The 24039-nt window shown below is 73.8% G+C and carries 20 protein-coding genes and 1 pseudogene; 9 read left to right on the forward strand and 12 right to left on the reverse strand.

The features are described 5' to 3' along the window. The first annotated feature begins 158 nt into the window (after positions 1-158). The gene (locus ACFYW7_RS29420) at positions 159-2813 is read left to right on the forward strand and encodes a DUF6493 family protein (protein WP_389507785.1); all 2655 of its coding nucleotides are present in this window, start codon (positions 159-161) and stop codon (positions 2811-2813) included. Between the two features lie 216 nt (positions 2814-3029). Next, on the forward strand, positions 3030-4493 hold the full coding sequence (locus ACFYW7_RS29425) for a GNAT family N-acetyltransferase (protein ID WP_389507787.1): 1464 nt from the start codon (positions 3030-3032) through the stop codon (positions 4491-4493). A 475-nt stretch (positions 4494-4968) separates the two neighbouring features. Here the strand turns inward: ACFYW7_RS29425 and ACFYW7_RS29430 are convergent, their stop codons facing one another. Further along, positions 4969-6183 (reverse strand): trans-sulfuration enzyme family protein, encoded by a 1215-nt coding sequence (locus ACFYW7_RS29430; RefSeq protein WP_389507789.1) that lies wholly within the window; start codon positions 6181-6183, stop codon positions 4969-4971. Between the two features lie 60 nt (positions 6184-6243). Here ACFYW7_RS29430 and ACFYW7_RS29435 point away from each other — a divergent pair, with 60 nt between their 5' ends. After that, positions 6244-6750: an Lrp/AsnC family transcriptional regulator gene (locus ACFYW7_RS29435; RefSeq protein ID WP_389507791.1), complete on the forward strand. Its 507-nt coding sequence runs from the start codon at positions 6244-6246 to the stop codon at positions 6748-6750. A gap of 61 nt (positions 6751-6811) precedes the next feature. Next, complete coding sequence (locus ACFYW7_RS29440) at positions 6812-8503, forward strand: DUF885 domain-containing protein (RefSeq protein ID WP_389507793.1); 1692 nt, start codon at positions 6812-6814, stop codon at positions 8501-8503. Positions 8504-8577: 74 nt separating this feature from the next. Here the strand turns inward: ACFYW7_RS29440 and ACFYW7_RS29445 are convergent. Continuing rightward, a pseudogene (locus ACFYW7_RS29445) lies at positions 8578-9093 on the reverse strand (Imm21 family immunity protein). A gap of 119 nt (positions 9094-9212) precedes the next feature. Next, a complete protein-coding gene (locus ACFYW7_RS29450; RefSeq protein ID WP_389507989.1) occupies positions 9213-9707 on the reverse strand; it encodes a rhodanese-like domain-containing protein in 495 nt (164 codons plus the stop codon). Positions 9708-10091: 384 nt separating this feature from the next. Between ACFYW7_RS29450 and ACFYW7_RS29455 the strand changes: the two genes are divergently transcribed. Then, complete coding sequence (locus tag ACFYW7_RS29455; RefSeq protein ID WP_389507795.1) at positions 10092-10538, forward strand: Lrp/AsnC family transcriptional regulator; 447 nt, start codon at positions 10092-10094, stop codon at positions 10536-10538. A 40-nt stretch (positions 10539-10578) separates the two neighbouring features. Here ACFYW7_RS29455 and ACFYW7_RS29460 read toward each other — a convergent pair whose 3' ends face one another. The 5 genes from ACFYW7_RS29460 to ACFYW7_RS29480 all read right to left on the reverse strand — a co-directional run bounded on the left by ACFYW7_RS29460 (position 10579) and on the right by ACFYW7_RS29480 (position 17160). Further along, a complete protein-coding gene (locus tag ACFYW7_RS29460; protein ID WP_389507797.1) occupies positions 10579-13584 on the reverse strand; it encodes an AAA family ATPase in 3006 nt (1001 codons plus the stop codon). 55 nt (positions 13585-13639) lie between these two features. Beyond that, positions 13640-14803, reverse strand: a complete 1164-nt coding sequence (locus ACFYW7_RS29465) for an exonuclease SbcCD subunit D (RefSeq protein ID WP_389507799.1) — start codon at positions 14801-14803, stop codon at positions 13640-13642. Between the two features lie 111 nt (positions 14804-14914). Further along, positions 14915-15541, reverse strand: coding sequence for a YigZ family protein (locus tag ACFYW7_RS29470; RefSeq protein WP_389507801.1), 627 nt, complete (start codon positions 15539-15541; stop codon positions 14915-14917). A 327-nt stretch (positions 15542-15868) separates the two neighbouring features. Then, complete coding sequence (locus ACFYW7_RS29475) at positions 15869-16366, reverse strand: SixA phosphatase family protein (protein WP_389507803.1); 498 nt, start codon at positions 16364-16366, stop codon at positions 15869-15871. 41 nt (positions 16367-16407) lie between these two features. After that, positions 16408-17160: a hypothetical protein gene (locus ACFYW7_RS29480; protein WP_389507805.1), complete on the reverse strand. Its 753-nt coding sequence runs from the start codon at positions 17158-17160 to the stop codon at positions 16408-16410. Positions 17161-17438: 278 nt separating this feature from the next. Here ACFYW7_RS29480 and ACFYW7_RS29485 point away from each other — a divergent pair, with 278 nt between their 5' ends. Together ACFYW7_RS29485 and ACFYW7_RS29490 are read left to right on the forward strand one after the other, a co-directional pair. After that, complete coding sequence (locus ACFYW7_RS29485; protein WP_389507807.1) at positions 17439-17846, forward strand: CoA-binding protein; 408 nt, start codon at positions 17439-17441, stop codon at positions 17844-17846. Positions 17847-17958: 112 nt separating this feature from the next. After that, a complete protein-coding gene (locus ACFYW7_RS29490; protein WP_389507809.1) occupies positions 17959-18399 on the forward strand; it encodes a GNAT family N-acetyltransferase in 441 nt (146 codons plus the stop codon). A 76-nt stretch (positions 18400-18475) separates the two neighbouring features. Here ACFYW7_RS29490 and ACFYW7_RS29495 read toward each other — a convergent pair whose 3' ends face one another. Next, on the reverse strand, positions 18476-19342 hold the full coding sequence (locus tag ACFYW7_RS29495) for an alpha/beta fold hydrolase (protein WP_389507811.1): 867 nt from the start codon (positions 19340-19342) through the stop codon (positions 18476-18478). A 318-nt stretch (positions 19343-19660) separates the two neighbouring features. On the opposite strand from ACFYW7_RS29495, the gene ppk2 reads away from it, so the two are divergent. Next, positions 19661-20578, forward strand: coding sequence for a polyphosphate kinase 2 (gene ppk2 / locus ACFYW7_RS29500; protein WP_389507813.1), 918 nt, complete (start codon positions 19661-19663; stop codon positions 20576-20578). Positions 20579-20789: 211 nt separating this feature from the next. Here the strand turns inward: ppk2 and ACFYW7_RS29505 are convergent, their stop codons facing one another. Together ACFYW7_RS29505 and ACFYW7_RS29510 are read right to left on the reverse strand one after the other, a co-directional pair. Continuing rightward, positions 20790-21347, reverse strand: coding sequence for a YbaK/EbsC family protein (locus ACFYW7_RS29505; RefSeq protein WP_389507815.1), 558 nt, complete (start codon positions 21345-21347; stop codon positions 20790-20792). 44 nt (positions 21348-21391) lie between these two features. After that, positions 21392-21964, reverse strand: coding sequence for a helix-turn-helix domain-containing protein (locus ACFYW7_RS29510; RefSeq protein WP_389507817.1), 573 nt, complete (start codon positions 21962-21964; stop codon positions 21392-21394). Positions 21965-22057: 93 nt separating this feature from the next. Between ACFYW7_RS29510 and ACFYW7_RS29515 the strand changes: the two genes are divergently transcribed. Beyond that, positions 22058-22915 (forward strand): EamA family transporter, encoded by an 858-nt coding sequence (locus tag ACFYW7_RS29515; protein WP_389507819.1) that lies wholly within the window; start codon positions 22058-22060, stop codon positions 22913-22915. A gap of 241 nt (positions 22916-23156) precedes the next feature. Here the strand turns inward: ACFYW7_RS29515 and ACFYW7_RS29520 are convergent, their stop codons facing one another. Beyond that, entirely contained in the window at positions 23157-23975 is an 819-nt protein-coding gene (locus ACFYW7_RS29520; RefSeq protein ID WP_389507821.1) for an acyltransferase, read from the reverse strand. Between the last annotated feature and the right edge of the window lie 64 nt (positions 23976-24039).

A 24039-nucleotide genomic window follows, 5' to 3' on the forward strand; every position in this document is an offset into this window, starting at 1 on the left:
CGCTGGAGGCCTCGCCGGGTGGACCACGCTTGGGACTCGAGACCTCGCGGGGCCCGACGCCCGCGGGGATCGCGGCCCCGGCGGTCGGGCGGTCCGGCTCCGGTCGTCGGGCGACGCGAGGAGTTCCTGGAAGGTCCGGTCGACGGGGGCGATGAACGATGAGCGGCGAAGAACTGCTGAGAGCGGTACGGGCGGGGCGGACCGTCGAGGTGACCGGTCTGCTGGACGGGATGACGGATGGTGAACGCCGGTCCTGTCTGCCCGCGTTGAGAGAACTCCGCAAGGAGTTGCGCGCCACGCCGTGGGGCGCGACATCCCGGTCGACCGCCGGTCCCGCACTGCACGCGGCGGGAGCCGCCTGTCACACGGGCGCAGCCGGGGCGGCGTCCTGGATCGCCGCGGCCGACATGCGCTGGTCCCAGGCCTCCCCCGGTGTCCTCCTCCATGTGCTGGGAGACCGCGAGACCGACTGGCTCGCCGACCTGACACACCGGCTGGCCCGTCGCCCGGCGGGTTCCCGCCTCCCGTTCGCCCTGCTGTCGGGACTGGTGGGGCTGTCCGGCTGCGAGGTCCCGACGACCGAGGCCTACGTGCGGGGCTGGTTCGAGCACATCGGCGCCTCCCGGGACAGCGAGGACACGCTGGCCCGGCGACTGCGCCAGGAGCCCCGTCTGCCACGGATGGTCGACGCGCTCCTCACGTCCCTGGACGTCACGGGGCAGATCACCTGGATGTTCGGCGACGGCCCGGGCAGCTGGCACCACGCCCTGGCCGAGCTGGCGGCGGAGGGCACCCTCGACCGCGAGATCCTGGTGGACGCCTGCGTGGCCCGCCTGCTGCGCGGCGGCGCCCCCGCCGAACAGCGGCTGTTCCTGAGCCTGTTGTCGTGCCTCGGCCCGACACGTGACGAGGAACGTGAGCGCTCGGCCGACTGGATCGCGCTGGCCCGCGAAGCCGTGCCGACCGTGGCCTGGCACGCGCAGTCGGTGCTCGCGGCTCTGGCGCTGGAGGGCGAGTTGACTCCCCGGCAGCTGGCCGAGATGTCCTCGGCGGTGCTCTTCCGTACGGAGAAGAAGCTGGTACGCGCCCAGCTCATCCTGCTGGGCAAGGTGCTCGGGCGCGACCCGTCCACGGCGGACGCACTGCTGCCCACGGTGGCGCAGGCCTTCGGTCACGAGGACCCGGAGGCCCAGGAGCGTGCGCTGAAGCTGGTGGAACACCACGGCGCCGCACTGCCCGAGGGGGGCGAGGAGCGGGTTCGAATCGGCGAACTCGCCGACGGGTTGAGCCCGGGACTGCGGCTCCGGGCGCGGCGGCTTCTCGGCATCGAGGAACCCGGCTCCGCTTCGGTCGTCCAAGAAGAGCTGCTGCCGCCCGTTCCGGAGCGTGCCCGGCTGGCCGCGGCACCGGATTCGGTGGCCGAGCTGGCCGAGGAGATCAGCGCGCTGCTGGTCTCCGACGGTGGCGTCGCCGCGTTCGAACGTGCGCTGGACGGCCTGGTCCGCCACGCCCACCGCGATCGGGACGGGCTCGTGGACGCGCTCGGCCCGGTGGTCGCGCGATGCCGGTGGATGAACCTCGATGCGCGGCATCAGACCACGATGGCGCGCTTCCGGGAGTCGCCGCACGGCCTCGACGTCGTCCTCGCGGCCCTGTTCGAGAAGGTGGACACGGCCACGCTCCACGCGGCGGTGCAACAGGGCGCGCCGAACGGGAACTGCCCGCACAGCGCGATGTCGCGCGCTTTCGACGCACGCCTGTGGGAAGTGGCGTACCGGCTCCGCGCCGAGCCGATGCCGTTGCTGCTGGCGACCCCCACCTGGGACACCGGGCTGCTGGAGCCGGACGAGCTGGTGACGCGCCTCGCCGAGTACCGGCGGCTCGAGGCCCGGCCGGGAGCCGCCGACTTCGCCCAGGCCCTGCTGCGGGTGCGGCGCGGCGACCGTGCGACGGCGACGGCTGCCGCGGCCCGGGCCCGCGCCGTCGGCAGCCCCGAGGGGTACCGGCTGGCCCAGTGGCTCGCCGACGAGGGGCCGCTGCCGCCGGTGTACCGGCGCCGGACGGCGGGGGTCCGCATCCTGGTGGAACTCGGTGGACTGGAAGAGATACAGGGCTTGTTCCCCCCGGAGTTCCGGCTGCTGGGACGCCCCTTCACGGTGTTCAAGGACCGCTCGTCCTGTCGGCACTGGGACGTCGCGACGAAGCGGCACTGGCCGGCCGTCGTGCCGGAACGGCGGGAACTGGTGGCGGCGCGCGTCTTGCGGGACGTCAGCATGCTCTCGGTGGACGACAGCCGGTCGGACGCCGCGATTCTGCCGCTCCTCGCCGAGGCCGACGGCCCCGCGGGCGAAGCACTGCACCTGTGCGTGGCGTACGGGCTCGGGGCCCGGCATGCCGAGGACCGGCATGCCGCGGTGGACGCCCTGCTGGTGCTGGCCGCGCGCGGGCAGCTCGACGCCGGACGGCTCGGCGCGGACCTCGGGGAACTGGTGTGCCGGGGAGCGGTGAAGCCCTCCCGGTTGGCGGACTCGATACACGCCGCGGCGGCCACCGGCGCGTACGCCACGGTCTGGTCGGTGCTGCGCGACCTTCTGCCGGCTCTGCTGACCGACCTCGCGGCGGAGGGGTCGGACGGTGGCCCGATCCGAGGGCTGGGGGAACTGCTGACCGTCGCCGCCGACTGCGCCGAGCGGTCCGGGGCGCGCGGCGATCTCGCGCATCTCGCCGGGGCCGCCGGGCGGCGCGGCTCGTCCAAAGTGGTGGTGCAGGCTCGTCGGCTACGGCTCGCGCTGACACAGGAGGCCGCCGCATGACAGAGGGGATGGCCCCGCAGCGCTCGCCGGGCACTCTGGACGCGGTGCCCGGGAGTCGCGCCGCACCTGACCAGGCGAACGGACCCACGCGCACACGTGACGCAAAGATCCACGAAAAGAACTACAAACCGGACAGAACTACACTTAACCGATCAGTCACAAGCCGTTCGTGATCACGCAACACCGTTCCTTCACAGTGACGGTATGACTCGAGACATGACTGATGTGACGCGTGCGAGGCACGGACGTCCCGTACACCACTGGCGGCGGGACGTCGTCGAACTCGCCGCGCTCTTCACGGCCGTGGCGGTCGCGGACGGCGTGGCCCAGCTGATCGGGCACGGGCCGGACGGCCCCGCGCTGCTGGTGGTCTCCGCCGTGATCCTGTTCGCCACGGCCGGGTTCCACACGTGGTGGGCACGCCGCCACGGTCACGCACCGCCGACCGGCGATACCGACGCCCGGCCCCTCGCGGAGGAGCGAGCGGCCGGGCCGTCCGAGCAGGAGGCGGGCGCCACCACCGCGGTGGCCGTCCCGAAGCCGACCGTGCTCTGGCGGATGCGGACGACGGTCGAGGACGCCCCCGGTTCCCTGGCCACGCTGTGCACGGCGCTCGCGCAGCGCCAGGTCGACATCCTGAGCCTCCAGACGCACCCGCTGGCGAAGGGGACGGTCGACGAGTTCCTGCTGCGCGCCCCCGCGGACCTGCCCACGGCCGAGATCACCCGCGACGTGGCACGGGCGGGCGGCACCGGCACCTGGATCGAGCGGGCCGACGCCCACGATCTGGTGGACGCGCCGACCCGGGTGCTGGGCCTGGCCACCCGTACCGCCCTCGATGCCTCCGAACTGCCCCTCGCGTTGCGGCAGTTGCTCGGCCGGTGCACGATCCGCTCGCTGCCCGCCCGGTCCCCCGTCTCCGGCCGGGCGGCGGAGGGGGCTCCCGTGGAGGGTGCGCTCGAGGACACGGTGATGCGGTTGCGGGCGCCGGAGGGCGGTGTGATCACGGTGGAGCGGCCGTATCTGCCGTTCACGCCGACCGAGTTCGCGCGGGCGCGGGCTCTGGTCGAACTGGACGCACGGCTCGGGCCGCGCATCCCGCGCGGGCAGGATCTGCTGACGCTCCCCGAGGGCAACGCGATCACGGTACGCCGCGCCGACGTCTCCGATCTCGAAGCGGCCAGGGCCATGCACGAGCGCTGCTCTCCGGGCACGCTGAGCATGCGGTACCACGGTCCCGTCGGGGACGCGGACCGGTATCTCAGCCACCTGCTCAGCCCCAGTTTCGGACGCACTCTCGCCGTGCAGACGGCGTCCGGCAGGATCGTCGGTCTCGGACACCTCCTCTGGGACGGCGACGAGACGGAGGTCGCGCTGCTCGTCGAGGACGACTGGCAGCGACGCGGTGTCGGCGCCGAACTGATCGGCCGCCTGGTGACCATGGCCGCCGAAGCGGGCTGCGAGAGCGTGTACGCCGTGACGCAGGCGTCCAACACCGGCATGGTGGCCGCCATGCGCGGCCTCGGGCTCCCGCTCGACTACCAGATCGAGGAGGGCGTCCTGGTGATCACCGCCCGCCTGGAGCCGACGCCGGTGGCGTCGCGGTTGCCGTACGACCATGGCCAGGGGCGCGTACAGAACGGAACCCGGGCGGTACGGGACCAGCCCCGCCGGCCCTGACCCGCGCACCCGCCCGCTCCACCGGGCACGGGTCCGCCTGACCGCGAGACACGGCTCCGCCCGTCCACTCCACGTCCACCGGACGCCGGACCCGCCGGACCCGCCGGACCCGCCGGACCCGCCGTTCAGGGTGGGTGCCGCTCCCCCGACGCGGGTCGGCGGGGCGCGGCGCGTCCAGCGGCCGGACGGCCATCGGCTCCTGGTCCGCTCCGTCCGGCGCGGGAACGCCGGGCGGCGGCACTCCGGCGGACACATCCCGCGGTGGGGGTGCCGGACAGCTCCCCCACCGCCGCCCCGGGGATCACCCGACCCCCGGGGTCCGCACAGCCCGGGACCGCCCGGCCCGGCAGTACGCCACCGCACCACGAGCGGACCTGCCCGGCGGGAGACCACCGGGCGCCCCGAGGGGACCGCCACCACCGGGCATCGTCGAGTGCCCCGCGCGCCCGGCCCCCCGGCCGCTCGCCCGGGACTCTCAGGCCCCGCTCGTGCACCCCAGCGCGTCGTCCAGGTCGGACCACAGGTCGTCCACGTCCTCCAGGCCCACCGACAGGCGCAGCAGGCGGTCGCTGACGCCCGCGTCGCGGCGGTCCTCCGAGGGCACTATGCGGTGGCTTATGGAGGCCGGGTGCTGGATGAGGCTGTCGACGCTGCCGAGGCTCACGGCGGGGGTGATCAGCCGTACTCCGGCGATGACGTCGTGCGGGTCGCCGTGGACCTCGAAGGCGATCATGGCACCGCCGATGCGCGGATAGTGGACGCGGGCCACGCGCGGATCGGCGGCGAGCCGGCGGGCGAGTTCCGCGGCGTTCGAGGACGCGGCCCGCACCCGGACCGGCAGGGTCGACAGGCCGCGCAGCAGCAGGTAGCCGGCCAGCGGGTGCAGGACACCGCCCGTCGCGAACCGCACCTGGCGCAGCCCGCGGGCGAACTCCTCGTCGCACGCGACCACGCCGGCCATCACGTCCCCGTGTCCGCCCAGGTACTTGGTGGCGCTGTGCAGGATCAGCCGCGCGCCCTGCTCGGCCGGGCGCTGCAGCACCGGCGTGGCGAAGGTGTTGTCGGCGAGGAGGGGGACGGATCCGCAGGCGTGCGCCACGGCCCGCAGGTCGAGCTCGGCGAGGGTCGGGTTGGCCGGGGACTCGACCATCACGAGACCCGTGTCGGGCCGCAGCGCGTCCGCGATCCCGGCCGGGTCGACCCAGGTGACCTCGGTGCCGAGCAGCCCGGCCGTCAGGAGGTGGTCGCTGCAGCCGTACAGGGGACGGACGGCGACGACATGGCGCAGGCCCATCGCGTTGCGTACGAGGAGGACGGCGCTCAGGGCGGCCATGCCGCTGGCGAAGGCGACCGCGCTCTCGGTGCCTTCGAGACGCGCGAGGGCGGTCTCGAAGCGGGCGACGGTCGGGTTGCCGAGGCGGGCGTAGACGGGCGGGCCCTCGGGTTCGGCGCCCTCCGCCGCGAAGGCGTCGATCCGGGCGGCCTCGCCCCGGCTGTCGTACGAGGGGTAGGTGGTCGACAGGTCGATCGGGGCGGCGTGCAGCCCCAGGGCCGCCAGGTCCTCCCGGCCGGCGTGCACGGCTTCGGTGGCGAGGGCCCGGGCCCTGGGAGCCGTCAGGACCTGGCCGTTCCCGTTCAGGTCGTCCTGCGCGTCGTACGCGCCGTGGGTGTCGTACACAACGGAGTCCATGCGGCGAAGCCTGAACACCGGACGGGGTTCGGGCGGCACATCCCGTGTTACGTTCGCGCCATGGCCGATTCTGTCGTACTCGATCCGGTGGATCTTCATCTGTTGCGGCTGTTGCAGAACGACGCCCGGACGACGTACCGCGATCTCGCCGCACAGGTCGGGGTCGCGCCCTCCACCTGTCTGGACCGGGTCACGCGACTGCGGCGGGCCGGGGTGATCCTCGGGCACCAGCTGCGGCTGGACCCGGCGAAGCTCGGAAGGGGCCTGGAGGCGCTGCTGTCCGTGCAGGTCCGGCCGCACCGCAGGGAGCTGGTGGGGCCCTTCGTGGACCGGATCCGAGTGCTGCCGGAGTCCCGCACCGTCTTCCATCTGACCGGTCCCGACGACTACCTCGTCCATGTCGCGGTCGCGGACATGACGGATCTGCAGCGCCTGGTGCTCGACGAGTTCACGTCGCAGCGTGAAGTGGCCCGGGTCGAGACCCGGTTGATCTTCCAGCAGTGGGACTGCGGTCCCCTGCTGCCGCCGGCGGCTCCGGGCTCGTCGCCCCCGACGAAATCAGGCTGACCCGGGGAAAGCACGGTCGGCCGTACTGACGGGGCGCCCGTCCCCGTACGAGGATGTGCGCATGTCGCAGACGAAGAACCCGTTGCCCCGCGAGGTCGCCGACGCGTACGTCGACGAGCTCACCGCCCTCGACCCGGTCCTCGGCACCTACCTCGGGGTGAAGGAGAGCCACAGCAGGCTCCCCGACACCTCACCCGCCGGCCAGGAGGCCGTGGCCGAGCTGGCTCGGGTGACGCTCGCGCGGCTGGACGAGGCGGAACGGCGGCCCGGCGCGGACCGCGACATCGAGCGCCGCTGTGCCCGGCTCCTGCGTGAACGGCTCACCGCCTCGCTCGCGGTCCACGAGGCGGGCGAGGGCCTGCGGTCCGTCGGGAATCTGCACACGGTGGTGCACAGTGTCCGGGAGGTCTTCACCCTGACGCCGACGGACACCGACGAGGACTGGGCCGCGGTCGCCGAGCGGCTGCGCGCGGTGCCGGGCGCGCTCGCGGGCTACCAGGAGTCCCTGGCCCTCGGGCTCGACCGCAAGCTGTACGCGGGCCCGCGCCCGACCGCGACCTTCATCGAGCAGCTGACCGAGTGGTCGGACACGGACGGGCGGGGGCGCGGCTGGTTCGAGGACTTCGTCTCGGCGGGCCCGGACGCGGCGCGCGTGGACCTGGACACGGCGGCGCGCGGCGCGACGGCGGCTCTGCTCGCCCTGCGGGACTGGATGCGCGAGGTGTACGCGCCCACGATCGCGGGCGCCCCGGACACGGTGGGCCCCGAGCGGTACGCCCGGTTGTCGCGCCACTTCAACGGCACGGATCTCGACCTCGACGAGGCCTACGCGTACGGCTGGGCCGAGTACCACCGTCTGCTCGGGGAGATGAGGACCGAGGCCGAGAAGGTGCTGCCCGGCGCCGCGACCCCCTGGGTGGCGCTCGCTCACCTCGACGAGCACGGCCGGCACATCGAAGGCGTCGACGAGGTCCGGAGCTGGCTCCAGGGACTGATGGACGAGGCGATCGCGGCCCTGGACGGCACGCACTTCGAACTCGCCGAGCCGGTACGGAAGGTGGAGTCCCGCATCGCGCCGCCCGGCGGTGCGGCGGCCCCCTACTACACCGCCCCGTCGCAGGACTTCTCGCGGCCGGGCCGCACCTGGCTGCCCACGATGGGGCAGACCCGCTTCCCCGTCTACGATCTCGTCTCGACCTGGTACCACGAGGGGGTTCCCGGCCATCACCTCCAGCTCGCGCAGTGGGCGTACGTCGTCGACGACCTGTCCCGCTACCAGGCCACCGTGGGCATGGTCAGCGCCAACTGCGAGGGCTGGGCGCTGTACGCGGAGCGGCTGATGGACGAGCTCGGCTTCCTCACGGACGCGGAGCAGCGGCTGGGTTACCTGGACGCGCAGATGATGCGGGCCGCCCGGGTCGTCGTCGACATCGGCATGCATCTGGAACTGGAGATTCCGGCCGACTCGCCGTTCCACCCGGGCGAGCGCTGGACCCCGGATCTGGCGCAGGAGTTCTTCGGCGCGCACAGCAGCCGCCCGGCCGACTTCGTGGAGAGCGAGCTGACCCGCTATCTGACGATGCCCGGGCAGGCCATCGGGTACAAGCTCGGCGAACGCGCCTGGCTGCTGGGCCGGGAGAACGCGAGGAAGCGCCACGGTGACGCCTTCGACGCGAAGGCCTGGCACATGGCCGCCCTGTCCCAGGGCTCGCTGGGCCTGGACGACCTGGTGGACGAGCTGTCCCGGCTCTGACCGTCCCCGCGCGGCCGCGGCGAGCCGTCCCGGCTCGCCGACCGCCGCGCGGGGCCCCGGCTCCGGGCCCTTGGTCAGTGCGCCTGGCGCCGCAGTAGTGCGAGGCCCACCCAGGTTTCGGGTCCTGGTTCGACCCGGGCCGCGCGGACCTCGTACCGGCCCGGTTCCAGGTCCACCCTCAGGTGGTCGCCGTGCTCGCAGGCGGTGCCCGGCCAGGCGGCGTCGAACAGGACGACGGGGCCGGGCACCTTCCACGGCACCTCCGGTTCCCCCACGGCGGCCGCCAGGGCCGCGGGGACCACCCGGAGCAGTTCGTCCTCCGAGTCGGCGGCGCACCAGCGCACGAAGGTGCCGGGTTAGGGGAGGCAGGCGGTCGGGGCGGGTCCGTCACCGAGGACCAGGGCCCTGGTGTCGCCGACGGGCAGGAGTGCGATGAACCCGTCGACGTCACAAGCCCGGTCGTAGTCGCTGGACAGGTCGTCGCCGTCGGCTCCCGCCCAGAACGGGAGCACCACCTCCGGGATCACCATGAGCGGTCCGCCGCCCGACTCCACCCACTGGACCGCGCCGGGGTCCGCGTATCCGGCCATGCGCAGAAGTCCCACGGCCCACGTCCGCCCCTGTACGGCAGGCCCCCCGGAAATCCGCCCCGTGCCCCGGCGGGAGGCGCGGGTTCCCGGGTCGGCGGCGCCGGGTCCCTGACCGGACGTCAGCAGCCACAGTCCTCCGCGTCCACCGGTGCCGTGAGCGGGTCCGCGGCACGCCGCTCACGCCCCTGCCAGGTCTCGAACTCGAAGCCCTCGCGCGCCCAGTACTCGAAGCCGCCGAGCATCTCCTTGACCTGGAAGCCGAGTTCGGCGAGGGCGAGGGCCGCCCGGGTGGCGCCGTTGCAGCCCGGTCCCCAGCAATAGGTGACGACCGGCACCGACTTGTCCAGGAGCCGCTCGGCCTGCTCGGCGATGAGCGCCGTCGGCAGGTGGACCGCGCCGGGGATGTGCCCCTGGTCCCACGACTGGGCGGAACGGGAGTCGAGGACGACGAACCCGGGGCCCTCGTCGGCGGCGAGGCCCGCGGCCACGTCGGACACGTCCGCGTGGAACGTCAGGCTCGCGCCGAAGTAGGCGGCGGCCGCAGCCGGGGAGGCGGGTGCCACCCGCAGAACGGGGTTCACGGCCGGCCCGGAACCACTCGCGGGCCCGGCCACCGTGCCCGCCGAACCGCTGGGCGCGGCGAATCCGGTGGCCGTGCCCTTCGTACCCGTCTCCTCTGGGCTCCTGTCCCCCGTCACGGCGACCCCCGCGGCGGTGCTCCCCGTGGCAGCGGCCTCCCTGGCGGTGGGTGACACGGACGTGGGTGACACGGACATGGTCACCGTGCCGGTCGTGGTGGCGTCGGCAGTCTTCGTCATGGTCGGCCCTTTCTCCGGAGTCCCGGCGTACCCGTGCCGCCGTTGCCACGCGGTGCCTCTTCCGCACCGATCTCGCGGGACTTCCTGACCAGAAATCTACGTGCGCCGGTCCCGGTCCTGAAGTGACGATCCACGGCGTCACTGTTGATCGGCCGGGGATTCACCTGGTATCCATCACGGATGACCGCGTATTCCCCGGACGCCACCGACTGGCTCATCCTCGACGTCCTCCAGCGTGAGGGCCGGTCCAGCTTCGCCGAGCTGGCCCGGGCCGTCTCCATGTCCGCGAGCGCGGTCACCGAGCGGGTGCGCCGCCTGGAGGAGGCGGGCGTCATCCAGGGGTACGCGGCCGTCGTCGACCCCGAGAGTCTCGGACTTCCGATCCTGGCGTTCGTCCGCCTCAGGTATCCGAACGGCAACTACAAGCCGTTCCACGACCTCGTCGAGACGACGCCCGAGATCCTGGAGGCGCACCACGTCACGGGCGACGACTGCTTCGTCATCAAGGTCGCGGCACGCTCGATGAGCCATCTGGAGTCGGTCTCGGGCAAGATCGGCACGCTGGGCTCGGTGACGACGAGCGTCGTCTACTCCTCGCCCCTGCCACGCCGACCCGTCGGCCGCTGAGCCCCTCGGGCCCGCAGCCCCCGGCCCCTGAGACCTCCGGTTACGCCTGCGCACCCCGTTGCCGCACGACCGATCCCGTTCTCCCCTTGACCACCTCGAGCTGGGCGTGGATGCGGCGCCGCAGGTCGGCGACATGGCTGACGATGCCGACGCTCCGGTCCCGTTCCCGGAGCGAGTCGAGGACGTCCAGCACCTCGTCGAGGGTCTGGTCGTCGAGGCTGCCGAAGCCCTCGTCGATGAAGAGCGTGTCCAGCCGCACCCCGCCGGCCTCGTCGGTGACCACGTCCGCGAGGCCGAGCGCCAGCGCGAGGGAGGCGAAGAAGGTCTCCCCGCCGGAGAGGGTCGCCGTGTCGCGCTCCCGTCCGGTCCAGGCGTCCACGACGTGCAGTCCGAGGCCGCTGCGGCCACGGCCCGCCCGGTCGGCGGAGTGCACGAGGGTGTACCGCCCCGAGGACATCCGCTGGAGACGGACGGTCGCGGCGGCCGCGACCTGCTCGAGCCGGGCGGCGAGGACGTACGACTCCAGGCGCATCCTGCGTTCGTTGTCGGCCGAGGTGCCGGCCGCCAGACCGGCCAGCCGGGCCACGCGGTCGTACTCCTCGCGCAGTGGGGCGAGCCGGAGGACTCCCGCGGTGGCGCGGGCGGAGAGCGTGTCCAGCGCCGCGCAACGCCCGGCCGCCGCGTCCCGCGCCGAGGCGGTGTCCCGCAGACGGCGGGCGGCGGACTCCGCCTTCTGCTCGGCGGCCGGCAGATCGGCGGGCGGCCGTCCGGCCGCGGCCACGGTGTCGGCCTCGGCCAGGACGACGCGGACCGCGGACTCCTCCGACTGCCAGGCGTCGAGCTGCCGTTGGAGATCTCGGTGGGCCGTGTCGTCGAGCAGCGCGGCCGCCGCGGCCGCCGGGGTCTCGAACCCGGCGCGGAAGGCCGCGTCGGCGAGCCGCGCGTCGGCCTTCTTGAGGCGCCGCGCGGTGTCCTCGGCCGTTCGGACGCGGTCCGCGGCCTCGGTGAGCAGGGCGACGCGCCGCTCCAACTGCGCGGCCCGCCCGGACACACTGCCCGCGGCGCCGCGCGCCTGCTCCAACTCCTCTTCCAGCGAAGCCTTCTCACGGTCGAGTGCATCCCTGAGCGAGGCACGTGAGGCGACCCGGCGGGCGGCCTCCTGCTGGGCGGTGAGCCGCCGCTCGTGTTCGCGCTCCGCCCGCTCGCGGGCCTCGCGCGCGGCGTGCAGCCCGGAGGCCGACTCCCGGGCCTCGGCGTGCTGCCGCTCCAACCCCTCGGCTTGTTCAGCGAGTTGCCCGGTCGGTGTGTCACCCGCCTCGGCGGTGGCGGCGGCCAGCGCCTCGCGTACGACGCCGAGCCGCCGGTCGGCCTCGGCGCGCGCCTCGTCGGCGCGCCGGTGGGCGGCGAGGGCCCGCTCCTCCGTCTCCCGGTCGACGTGACCGGCGACCTTCCGGGCGGGCGCGGGGTGTTCGGTGGCGCCGCACACGGCGCAGGACTCGCCGTCCACCAGCCCGGCGGCCAGTTCGGCGGCGATGCCCGCGAGGCGCTGTTCCTTCAGCTCCAGCCAGTGCGCCTGGGCCGCCATGGCCTGTTCGCGCGCGGTGAGACCCACCTCGTGGGCCCTCTCGGTGTCCCGGGCCAGCTCGTCGCGCAGACGCGCCGCGTCGAGCCGTCTGAGCGCGGGCTCACGCCGGACGGCCAGCTGTTCGGCGCGCGCCGCCGCCTCCTGCGCGGACTCGATGCTCGACTCGACGCCGGCACGGGTGCTCTCCCAGCCGGCCAGCCAGCTCTCGGCGTCCTGGAGCAGGTCCTCGTCGGCGCGCTCCTGGCGGTCCAGGGAGTCCCGCTCCGTCCCGAGTGCGGCGAGGCGCCGTTCGGCCCGGCGTGCCGACTCCAGGCCTCCCAGCTCCTCGGCCGCCTTGCGCGCGGCGGCGGCGAGTACGGGCGCTCCGGCGCCGGCGAACTCCTCCGGCAGGGCGGCGCAGGCCTGGGTCTCCTCGACGGCGGCCCGCCGGTGCTCGGCGTCGGCGGCGTCGCGCAGTTCGAGGGCGGGGGCCACCGCCTCGGCCTTGCGGGCGCGCTCCATCCGCGCCTGGGCGTCGCGGTGGGCGTCGGCGCGCTCCTCCAGACGTGCGGCGCGCTCGCGTGCCTCGGTGAACCGGCGCTGCAACCGGTCCACTTCGCGTACGTCGTCGAGCTCGCGGTCGGCCGCGGCCCGCGCCGATTCGGCGGTCCCTCGCGCGCAGTGGGCGATGGCGAGTCGTTCGCGTGCGCTGCTGCGGGCCAGCGCGGCCCAGCCGAGCACGGACTCGGCGAGGCCCGGATCGCCGGGCGCGAGGTCGGGCAGCGGCGCCTCGGCGGCGGGGCCGGCCTCCTGGTCCATCCGGTGCGCGTCCGCCAGCAACGTGGCATCCCCGGCGCGCACTTCGGCCTCGGCCGCGCGCTTCCGCTCGGCGAGGCTCTTCTCGACCTCGGCGAAACGACGGGTGTCGAAGAGCCGGCCGAGCAGCTTGCCGCGGGCCTCGGCGTCGGCCCGCAGGAAGCGCGCGAAGTCGCCCTGGGGCAACAGCACCACCTGGCAGAACTGCTCGCGGCTCATGCCGAGGAGCTGGGTGATCTCCTCGCCGATCTCCTGATGCGAGCGGCTGAGGTCCTTCCAGGAGCCGGCGGTCGCGTCGTACTCGCGCAACCACGTCTGGGCCTTGTCGACGGTCGTACCCGACCGCCTGCCCTTCTTGGCGCGCTCGAAGGGCGGCTGCCGGGTGACCTCCAGCCGACGTCCGGCGACGGTGAGTTCGAGGCGGATCTCGGTGCGGTCGGCGAGTGCCGCGTGGTCGCTGCGCAGACCGAGGCCCTGCCCGCTCTGCCGGGCGCCGGGAACCGCGCCGTACAGCGCGTAGCAGACGGCGTCGAGGACGGACGTCTTGCCCGCCCCGGTCGGTCCGTGCAGCAGGAAGATCCCGGCGGAGGACAGCTCGTCGAAGTCGACCCGCTGGGCGCCGCCGAAGGGGCCGAAGGCGGTGATGTCCAGGCGGTGCAGCCTCATCGGGTCCTCTCGCTCTCCGGGCGGGCGGCCCTCTGCGGGTGCGGCGTACGGGAGGTCACCGGGCGACCTCCCGTACGGTCTCGTCGGCGCGGACGGCGTCGAACGCGTCCCGGAGCACGGCCTGTTCACGGGCGTCGGGGCCCACACCGCGCACATGGGCCACGAAGTCCTCGGCGATCTGCTGTTCGCTGCGGCCCGCCAGCCGGCGCGCGTACGAGACGTCCGGGTCCCGCGGGGAGCGTTCGGGGTCGAAGACGAGGCTCAGAGTGTGCGGGAAGCGCTCTTCCAGCCGCGCCATGGGGTCCGCGGGCCGCACCGGATCGGTGAGGGTCGCCTCGACCCAGGCTCCGGTGTGACGCTCCAGCTCCGGGGCGGCGAGCAGGTCCTCCAGGTGTCCGCGGACCCGGGCGAGCGGGCGGGGCACCGGACAGTCGATCCGCTCGGCGGCCAGGGAGCCGTCGGCGCCGAGGTCCACGAGCCACATGGTCTTGCGGTGGCCGGCCTCCGAGAACGAGTACGGCAACGGGGAGCCCGAGTAGCGCACGCGCTCGGCGATGACCTGGCTGCCGTGCAGGTGGCCGAGCGCGGTGTAGTCGACGCCGTCGAAGACTCCGGCGGGCACGGAGGCGACACCGCCGACGGTGATGTCGCGCTCGCTGTCGCTGACCTCGCCGCCGGTGACGAAGGCGTGCGCGAGGACCACCGAGCGTGTTCCGGGCGCGCGGGTGCCGAGGTCGGCGCGGACCCGGTCCATCGCGGCACCGAGCACGGCCTCGTGACCCGCCCGGTCCACCGCGAACTCGTCCTTCACCAGGGCGGGTTCGAGATAGGGCAGGCCGTAGAAGGCGACGTCGCCGTGGGCGTCGGCCAGCACCACCGGGGTGCCGCACGCCGTCGGGTCGGTCCGCAGATGGATGCCCGCGCGCCCGATGAGTCCGGCGCCGACACCCAGTCGGCGCGCGGAGTCGTGGTTCCCGGAGATCATCACCGTGGGCACGCCGAGGTCCGCCAGCCGGTGCAGGGCGTCGTCGAAGAGCTGCACGGCGGCCAGCGGCGGGACGGCACGGTCGTACACGTCTCCCGAGACGACCACCGCGTCCACCTCGCGCTCGCGCGCGGTCGTGACGAGGTGGCCGATGAAGTCGGCCTGGGCGCCGAGCATGTTCACCCGGTGGAACGCCCGGCCGAGATGCCAGTCGGAAGTGTGCAGGAGCCTCATGATCCCCGAAGGGTAACGGCCGGGTCTGACATCACGGGCGGTTACTCCCGTATCGGCCCGTCATGACCTGCGCGGGAGTTGACACACTTTGCCTTATTTCATCCAGCTTCGTCATGCGTCTCCGTAGGCCTCTCCGCCCAGCTCGAACCCGGCCGTCCCCGCGGTCGCGTCGGCCAACCACGCGCGGAAGGCCTCCACATCGGCGTCCGGCAGCCCGATCTCGAGGGTGACCGCCTCGCCGTAACGCACATCACGTACCTCGCGCCCGGTGGACCGGAGATCGTTCTGCACCTTGCCGGCCCGCTGATGGTCGACGGTCACGGTGGCCAGCCGGAACCGGCGGCGGGTGACGGTGCCCAGCGCGTCCAGCGCCTCGCCCACCGAGCCGCCGTACGCTCTGATCAGCCCGCCGGCGCCCAGCTTGACCCCGCCGTAGTAGCGGGTGACGACGGCGACGACGTACCGCATGTCGCGCCGCAGCAGCATCTGGAGCATCGGGACGCCTGCCGTGCCGCCCGGTTCACCGTCGTCGCTCGCCCGCTGGACGGCGGCGTCGGCTCCGACGACGTACGCGAAGCAGTTGTGCGTGGCGTCCGCGTGCTCCCTGCGGACGGCGGCGATGAAGTCCTGGGCCTCCCGCTCGGTGGCGGCCGGGGCGAGGGCGCACAGGAAACGGGAGCGGTTGACCTCGGTCTCGTGCACGCCCGCGTGGGCCACTGTGCGGTACTCGTCCTGCATCACGCCAGCGTATGCGCTGCGCGCGGGCGTCGCCGACAGCGGGCCCGCGCCCCTCTTCCGCGAACGACGCAGGTCACACCCCCTCCGCGCCCGGTCGCCGACCGGGCACCGCCCCTGGGTCACCCGTGGAGCACCGTGGCCTCCGGACCGCCCACCCCGGACCGTCCCGACGCGGCCCTCCATGGGCCGACGCGGCTCTGCCCCGCTCGGGTCGACGCGCCCCCGCCCGGCCCCCGCCCTGGCCGACCCGGTCCCGATCGCGCCCGTACCCGAACCCGAACCCGAATCCGAGCCCGTGCCGGCCCCGGGTTCATGGGGGGCCGGGATTCACTCCTTCTTGCCCCTCGGCACGACCATGTCCGTCAACAGCGCCGCGCCGGGAACGAGTTCGTGCCAGGAGTCACCGTGCCAGACCAGGACCGCGACGGCCGAGGTCGGAAACTTGGCACGCATCAGGTCGAGGGTGTCGTCGAGACCGTCGCCGGCCAGTTCGAGGACCAGTTCCTCCAGCCCCGGGTTGTGCCCGACGAGAAGCAACGTCCTCACGCGTTCCGGTACTTCGCGCACGGCTTCCAGCAACTCGGTTACGTCCGCGGCGTACAGGCGCGCGTCGAACCGGACGGGCGGCGGGGTACCCCACTGATCGGCGGCCAACTCCCAGGTGTCCCGGGCGCGTACGGCGGTGGAGCACAGCGCGAGGTCCGGCAGCAGGTCGGCCTCCGCCATGACACGTCCGGCGGCGGGGGCGTCGCGGCGGCCGCGCGGCGCGAGCGGCCGGTCGTGATCGGGTACGTGATCGGGCCAGGCCGACTTGGCGTGCCGCATCACGATCAGCGTCCGCCTCGGACCGGCGGGGGCCCGCCCGGTCACAGCGAAGCCCCGATCTGGCGGGTGAGTTCGAGGCCGAGCAGCCGGTCGGCGTAGGCGTAGGTCTCGAAGCGGGCGCCCTCCGCGATGTCCGAGTTCTCCACCCCGCGCAGTACGTCCAGCACACCGGGCACGTCCAGGTCGTCCTCCCAGGCGGCGCGCAGCCGTCGGCGCACGTCCTCGGGCACCGGCTTGGACGGTCGGGTGGCCCACCCGGCGACGGCGGCGCGCCAGCGCCGGAGGGTGTCCTCGGCCTCGTCCAGGGCGGCCGCGTCGAGACGCAGGGGCCGGTCCCTGCCTGGCGCGAGCAGTGCCAGACGCAGCACCGTGGGATCCGCGGGAGCGGGCGCAACACCGGTGCCGCAGGCTCCGCCGGTTTCGACGGGCGCCACCGCGACCTGGACGCCGTCCGTCGCGGCGGCCCCGGACACCACGATGTCGACGGCCTGCGACGCGGCCGATCCCGGACCCGGGTCACGGTGGTCCTCGAAGGGCCGGATGCCGAGGTCCGCGGCGCTCGCCCGCAGACGCGCGCCGTCCCCGGGATCGGCCGGGTCGGCCGCCGAGGTCAGGGTCGCCCAGACGGGACTGCCGCCGATCTCCAGGGCCCGCACCAGGACGTCCGCGACGAGGAGCACCCGCAGACCTGTGGGGCCGGACCCGGGCACCTGCGCGTGGACACGGACCAGGCCGCGGCGGGCGCGGGCGGCGTCGACGGTTTCGCCCGTGCGGGCGTCGAGGATACGGAGCACGAGGTGAGCCTAGGCGGGCCGACGCCCCACTGCGGGGAGGAGGGGACCGTTCCGGACAGTCGCCCGCGCCCGGCGGTCCCCCGTGGGCTCCCCGCACCGTAGAAAAGTCCCGGCGCCCTGCCGGGAGCCCACGCCTGCGCCCACACCTGTGCCCGCGTCGGCGAACCGTGCGGCGACCTGGGCGGTCCCGAACGCCGGACCGCCGGGAATCAGCGGGTGACGCACGCTGTTGTGGTGTCTGATCAGCCATCACGACAGGGACCACAGGGAGGCCGACCGTGTACGGCGACCAGGCAACGATCCGCAAGATCCTCACCGAACTCGGCGACACCTGGGCGATCGTCGGACTCTCGTCGAACGTGCGCCGCCCGGCGCACGGTGTCGCCGACGTCCTCCAGCGCTACGGCAAGCGGATCGTGCCGGTGCACCCGAAGGCGGAGACCGTCCACGGGGAGAAGGGGTACGCGTCGCTCGCGGACATCCCCTTCGACGTCGATGTCGTCGACGTCTTCGTCAACAGCGGCCTCGCGGGACCGGTCGCGGACGAGGCCGTCGCCATCGGGGCGAAGGGGCTCTGGTTCCAGCTCGACGTCATCGACGAGGCCGCGTACGAGCGGGCGCGCGCCGCCGGGCTCGCCATGGTGATGGACCGTTGCCCCGCCATCGAGATCCCCCGGCTCGGCTGAACCCGCCGGCCGGCCGCGGTACGTCCCGGGGAACCCGCCGCGGGGCCGCCCGGCGGCGGGTTCCGTCCGGAATCCTGTTGACGCCGGGCCGCTGCCCCGGTTTCCTGCTGCGGTGTCCCTCCTTCGCATCGAAACCCCCGACGACGAGGCCCGTCTCGCGGACTGGCGGTACGTCCACAACGTGATCGTCCCGCCCGCCGCCATGTCGCTCGACGACGTGCGCGAACGGGTCCGGCGCAACCGCCTGGAGGTCGCCTACCTGGACGACGTCCTGGTGGGCTGCACGACCGTCCGGCCGCCCGCCGGCGACACCGCGACGGCGACCGTCATCGCCCGCGTGCTCGCCCCGTTCCGCGGGCGCGGCTTCGGCGCGGAGCTGTACGCGCGCGGTCTGGAGCAGGCCCGTGCCTCGGGCGCCGAGGTGATCGAGACGGTCGTCCTCGCGGCCAACGAGGACGGGCTGCGCTTCGCCGAGCGGCACGGCTTCGTGGAGATCGAGCGCTACGTCCTGCCGGGCGGGACCGTCGAATGGGTCGACCTGCGACTGGCCTGAGCCGGGCGGCCGGGGCCGCCGCCGAAGCCTTCCGGACCGGCGCCGTACGGCGCCGGGCACCGGGATCCCACGGGCGTCACGCCACCCCGTCCCGGGGGCCCGCGTCGTCGAGGAAGTCCGCGACCGTCTCCCGGAAGCCCTTCGGGTCGTCGAGCCACGGGAAGTGGCCGGCGCCCGGCAGGACGGCCTGTTCGGCCCTCGGGAAGAGGTCAGCGACGGCGGCGGCGACGCGCGGCAGCGGTCCGCTGTCCAGCGCGCCGGAGACGAGCAGGACGCGCGCGCCCCAGACGGCCACGGCCGCCCGGGCGGCGGCGGGCCGGAAGGCACCGGGGGCGGCGTACGACTCGGCGGCCGCCTCGTTCGACTGACCGACCTCGGCCGCCGCGTGGGCTCGCGCCGCCGCGTCCCAGCGGCCGTAGAAGAACGGGGTCGCCGCCTCGTAGTCGGCGTCGGTCGCGGTGCCGGCCCAGATCCGCCCGTACGCCTCGCGCGCACCGGCGAACCACGGTTCCGCCGTGCGGAGCGCCGCTCCCTCGGCGCGGTGCTCCGCCGTGAAGTCGACCCCGAGGGCCCGCGCCCGCCCGGTGACCAGGGTGAGCGAGCGGACGCGCTCCGGATGACGGACCCCGTAGAGGAGGGCGAGATCGCCGCCCGCCGAGTGGGCGAGCAGATCGACCCGGTCGAGCCCGAGGTGCGCGCGGAACGCCTCGACGTCGTCGACCTGCCGGTCGCAGCGGTACGTCGCCGGGTCGGCCGGGACCGCCGATTCGCCGGTGCCCCGCAGATCGAGCAGGTGCAACCGGCGGTGCCGCGTCAGCCCGCCGAGATCGCCCAGGTAGGCGGAGGCGCGCATCGGACCGCCGGGCAGGCAGAGCAGCGGCCTGCCGTCGCCCCTCGTGTGATGGGCGAGCGGGGTCCCGTCGGGTGCTGCGAAGATCGGCATGCCCGTCATCCTCTTCAGCGACTCGCTCCACGGGCAACCGGTTTGACCGGTCGCCCGGGCCCGGCCCGTCACGGCACCGCCCGATCCGCCCCCACCCCGCACGTCCCCTCCACTCCGTCACGCGCGGGATTCGCCTCCGGTTCTCCGCGCGTACGCCTCCGGTTGCTTCCATCGGGGGACGGAGAGGGATCCGGACATGCATCTGGACTGCGTGGCCGTGGTGGCGCACGGCATCCATCCGATCGTTCCGCGGTTCCGCCGACCCGGCGGAAAAGCGCTGACCGGCGGACAATCGGAGCACGGGAAGAGGAGGGCCGGATGACGGAACTGCTGGTCGGGATGCAGGTCGACTACACGGACCACGACGACCCGGTACTGATCCGGGCGGACGGCAGCCCGGTGGACACCTGGCGGGAGAACTACCCGTACCCGGAGCGCATGGAACGCAAGGAGTACGAGTGGCACAAGCGGCTCCAGCAGATCGAGCTGCTGAAGCTGCAGAGCTGGATCAAGGAGACCGGCCGGCGGCTCGTCATCCTGTTCGAGGGACGCGACGCGGCCGGCAAGGGCGGCACGATCAAGCGCTTCACCGAACACCTCAACCCCCGGGGCGCCCGCGTGGTGGCGCTGGAGAAGCCGACCGAGCGGGAACGCGGGCAGTGGTACTTCCAGCGGTACGTGGAGCACCTGCCGACCGAGGGCGAGATAGTGATGTTCGACCGGTCCTGGTACAACCGGGCGGGCGTGGAGCGGGTGATGGGCTTCTGCAGCGACGACGAGTACCGCCGCTTCATGCGGCAGGCGCCGGCCTTCGAGCGGATGCTCGTCGATGACGGTGTGGACCTGGTCAAGTTCTGGTTCTCGGTCTCCCAGAGCGAACAGCGCACCCGCTTCACCATCCGTCAGGTCGATCCGGTCCGGCAGTGGAAGCTGAGCCCCATGGACCTGGCCTCGCTGGACCTGTGGGACCAGTACACGGCGGCCAAGGTCGCCATGTTCCGCGAGACGGACACCGGACAGGCGCCCTGGACGGTGGTGAAGAGCAACGACAAGAAGCGGGCCCGCGTCGAGGCCATGCGCAGTGTCCTGGCCCGGTTCGCCTACGCCGACAAGGACGAGGACGTCGTCGGCAGCCCGGACCCGAGCATCGTGGGCGCGGCGGCGAACCTGCTGGAGGAGGGCGAGGAGGGCGACGACCACGTGGCGCCCTCGACGGCCCGAGCGACCGCGCGCTGACGACAGCCGTCGTGGGCGGGCCCGCCTCCACCCGCTCCGGTGGTGCGCGAGCTCACCCGCCCGGCGACTCCGACGCCCGTGAGTGTCGCCGGGGCGTGTCCTCCTCGGTGCTCAGGACGCCCGGCGAGCGGCACCGTGCCCGGCCCGGGCCCACCGGAAAAGGGGGCCCTGGAGCACAGGCCGTGGGCGTGCGGCATCCGGAACTAGGGCGTCAGGCGATCCCCAGTCCCTCCAGCACCACCGCGTTCGGCAGTTCCGCGAACGCCGTGCCCGGCACCAGGAGTTTGCCGCGCCGGCGGCCACTGCCCACGAGCACGTACGGCAGCTGGACGACGGCCGGGTCCACCAACACCGGCCAGCCGTCGGGGAGTCCGAGGGGTGTGATGCCGCCGTACTCCATGCCGGTCTCACCGGTCGCGGTATCCATCGGCGCGAACGAGGCTTTCCGGGCGCCCAGTTGGCGTCGCACGACCCCGTTGACGTCGACCCGGGTGGTGGACAGGACGAGGCACGCGGCCAGCGTGGTCTCGCCACCGCGCCTGCCCGCGACGACGACGCAGTTGGCGGAGCTGTCGAGCAGGTCCTTGCCGTAGTGCTCCACGAAGGTGGCGGTGTCGGCCCACTCGGGATCCGTGTCGACGTAGACGATCTGTCCGGCGGGTGTGCTCCCGCGCCACTCGCGCACGGCGTCGGCGACGGGGCGGGTGAGTTCGTCCAGGCAGTCGGGGGCCGGGACCGCGTGGTCGAAGTGTCCGATGGGTGCGCGCATGGCGGCACGCTAACAGCCGCGCGGACCGCGTCGGCCCGGGGCCGTCAGTGGACGAGCGGGACCGACACGGCCATGACCATCGCGACCGGGACCTCGCCCTGGTTGGCGTACGTGTGGGGGGTGTTGGCCTCGAAGGACGCGCTCGCCCCCTCGGGGACACGGTGCTCGACACCGTCGACGGTGAGGGTCAGCTCACCCGCGATGACGTGCACGAGTTCGACGGTGCCGGCCGGGTGCGGGTCGGAGGGACTGCCCTCGCCGGGCATGAGCCGCCAGTCCCACATCTCCAGCGGGCCGGGCGCCTCGGTGCCGGCCAGCAGCCGGTTGTAGCTGCCCGCCTCGGTGTGCCACAGGCGTACGGCCTGGTCGGCGGGGACGATCCGGACCTTGGGCCCCTGCTCGTAGTCGAGGAGGGTGGTGATGCTGACGCCGAGCGCGTCCCCGATCTTCACGACGGTGCCCAGGCTGGGGTTGGTCCTGGCCTGCTCGATCTGGATGAGCATGCCGCGGCTGACTCCGGCGCGAGCGGCGAGCGCTTCCAGGGTGAAACCACGCTCGGTGCGCCAGCGCTTGACGTTGCGCGCCAGGGATTGAGTCAGCAGGTCGAGATCCGACACATTCCGTCCAATATTTTGAATGACAGAGTCCAACCAGATGAACTATCGTGTGGTGCACCTGATCGTTCACCGAACTGTACTGCGAGGCACCCCGTGACAGCACTCTTCGCCCTGGCCACCAGCCTCCTGTGGGGCCTGGCCGACTTCGGCGGAGGTCTGCTGACCCGGCGCACACCGGCCCTCACGGTCGTCGTCGTCTCCCAGGCGATCGCGGCGGCGGTCCTCGGCGCGATCGTGGTGGCCACCGGCGGCTGGAGCACGGCCGGGCCGCAGTTGTGGTTCGCGGTGGCCGCGGGACTCGTCGGCCCGATCGCGCTGCTCTCCTTCTACAAGGCGCTCGCCCTCGGGCCGATGGGCGTGGTCTCCCCGCTCGGGTCGCTGGCCGTCGTCGTCCCCATCGGGGTCGGCCTGTTCCTCGGGGAGCGTCCCGGGCTGCTCCAGGTCGCGGGCATCGCGGTCGCCGTGGCGGGCGTCGTCCTCGCGGGCGGACCCCAGCTGCGGGGCGCTCCGGTGCAGCGGCAGGCGATCCTGCTGACGCTGGTCGCGGCGGCCGGCTTCGGCACGGTGTTCGTGCTGATCGCGGAGGCGTCGTCATCGGTCACCGGGCTCTTCCTGGCCCTGTTCGTGCAGCGCGTGACCAATGTCGTCACCGGGGGCACGGCCCTGGCCGTCGCCGTCAGGCGGGGTGCGCCCGCCCTTCCCGAGAGCGGCTTCCCGTGGGCCTCGCTGCCGGCACTGGCCTTCGTGGGTCTCGCCGACGTGGCGGCCAACGGCACCTACTCGGTGGCCGCCCAGCACGGCCCGGTCACGGTCGCCGCCGTCCTCGCCTCGCTCTACCCGGTGGTCACGGCCCTGGCCGCGCGCGGGCTCCTCAGGGAGCGACTGCGCGCGGTGCAGGCCGCCGGAGCGGGGCTGGCACTGGTCGGCACGGTCCTCCTGGCGACAGGCTGAGCCCGACTCGACGCCTCGTTCGCGCCGGCCCCGGACCAGGGGCGGGGCGCGGCCGGCCCCCGGCCTCGGAACGCGTCGCCGTCCCGCCCGGGGGCGGGGGTCCGCCCCGGACGGTCAGGGTCCGGAAGGCCCGGCGGGCCTGCCGGCCTGTTCGTGCCGCTCGGCCCGCCGGTCACCCCGCGGGCCGAGCACTCCGCCCGGACCGGCCCTGCTCCGAGGATTCGGCGCGAGCCGCCCGGTCTCAGGAGTCGGCGCGGACGTCGGCGGGCTGCGGGCGTACGTCCTCGGAGGCGTGCCGAGGACCGAGGTCCAGCTCCGCGAGCCGCGCGACGGTCTCCTCGTCCAGCTCCGACAGCGCCAGCAACTGCGCCGGGGTCACCCCGTCGGGAATCGGCACCGGCGGCGGGGTGCGCAGCGGCGGCTGCCATCCGGCCACGGGGTCCCAGCGCCGGACGACACGCGCGGGGGCACCCGCCACGACGGAGTGGTCCGGCACCGTCCCGCGCACCACGGCACCGGCCGCGACCACGACGTTCCGCCCGATCCGCGCGCCCGGCAGGATCACCGCGTTGGTCCCGATCCAGCAGCCCGGCCCGATCTCCACCGGCTCCATCCGCGGCCACTGCTTGCCGATGGGCTCGTGCGGATCGTCGTACGAGTGGTTCGTGGACGTCACGTAGACATAGGGGCCGAAGTAGCAGTCGCTGCCGATGGTGACCGTCGTGTCGGCGATGACATGGCTGCCGCGGCCGAGCACGACACCGTCGCCGATGCGCAGGATCGGCTCGGAGCCGAGGTCGAGATCGGGCATCAGGCCCGCGGTGAGGGTCACCTGTTCGGCGACGATGCAGTACGAGCCGAGCTCGATCCAGGGTTCGCCGAAGACCGTGCCCAGCGGGAAGGCGAGTCTGCTGTTCTCCCCCAGGGCGCCGAAGCGGAACCGTCCCGGGCTTTCGGCCGTCACCGCACCCGCGCGCTGCGCCCAGGCCCAGCCCGCGTGGACGATTCGCTGGACGAGGCGTCGCCGCCATGATGAGAACGTGTTCTTGCTCCTGGGCACCCGCTCACGGTACTCAGAGCGGGCTGCGCGGACGCGCCGCACGGCTGTGATCTTCACCCCACCG

The sequence above is a fragment of the Streptomyces sp. NPDC002580 genome (genome assembly GCF_042889485.1).
Classification (GTDB): domain Bacteria; phylum Actinomycetota; class Actinomycetes; order Streptomycetales; family Streptomycetaceae; genus Streptomyces.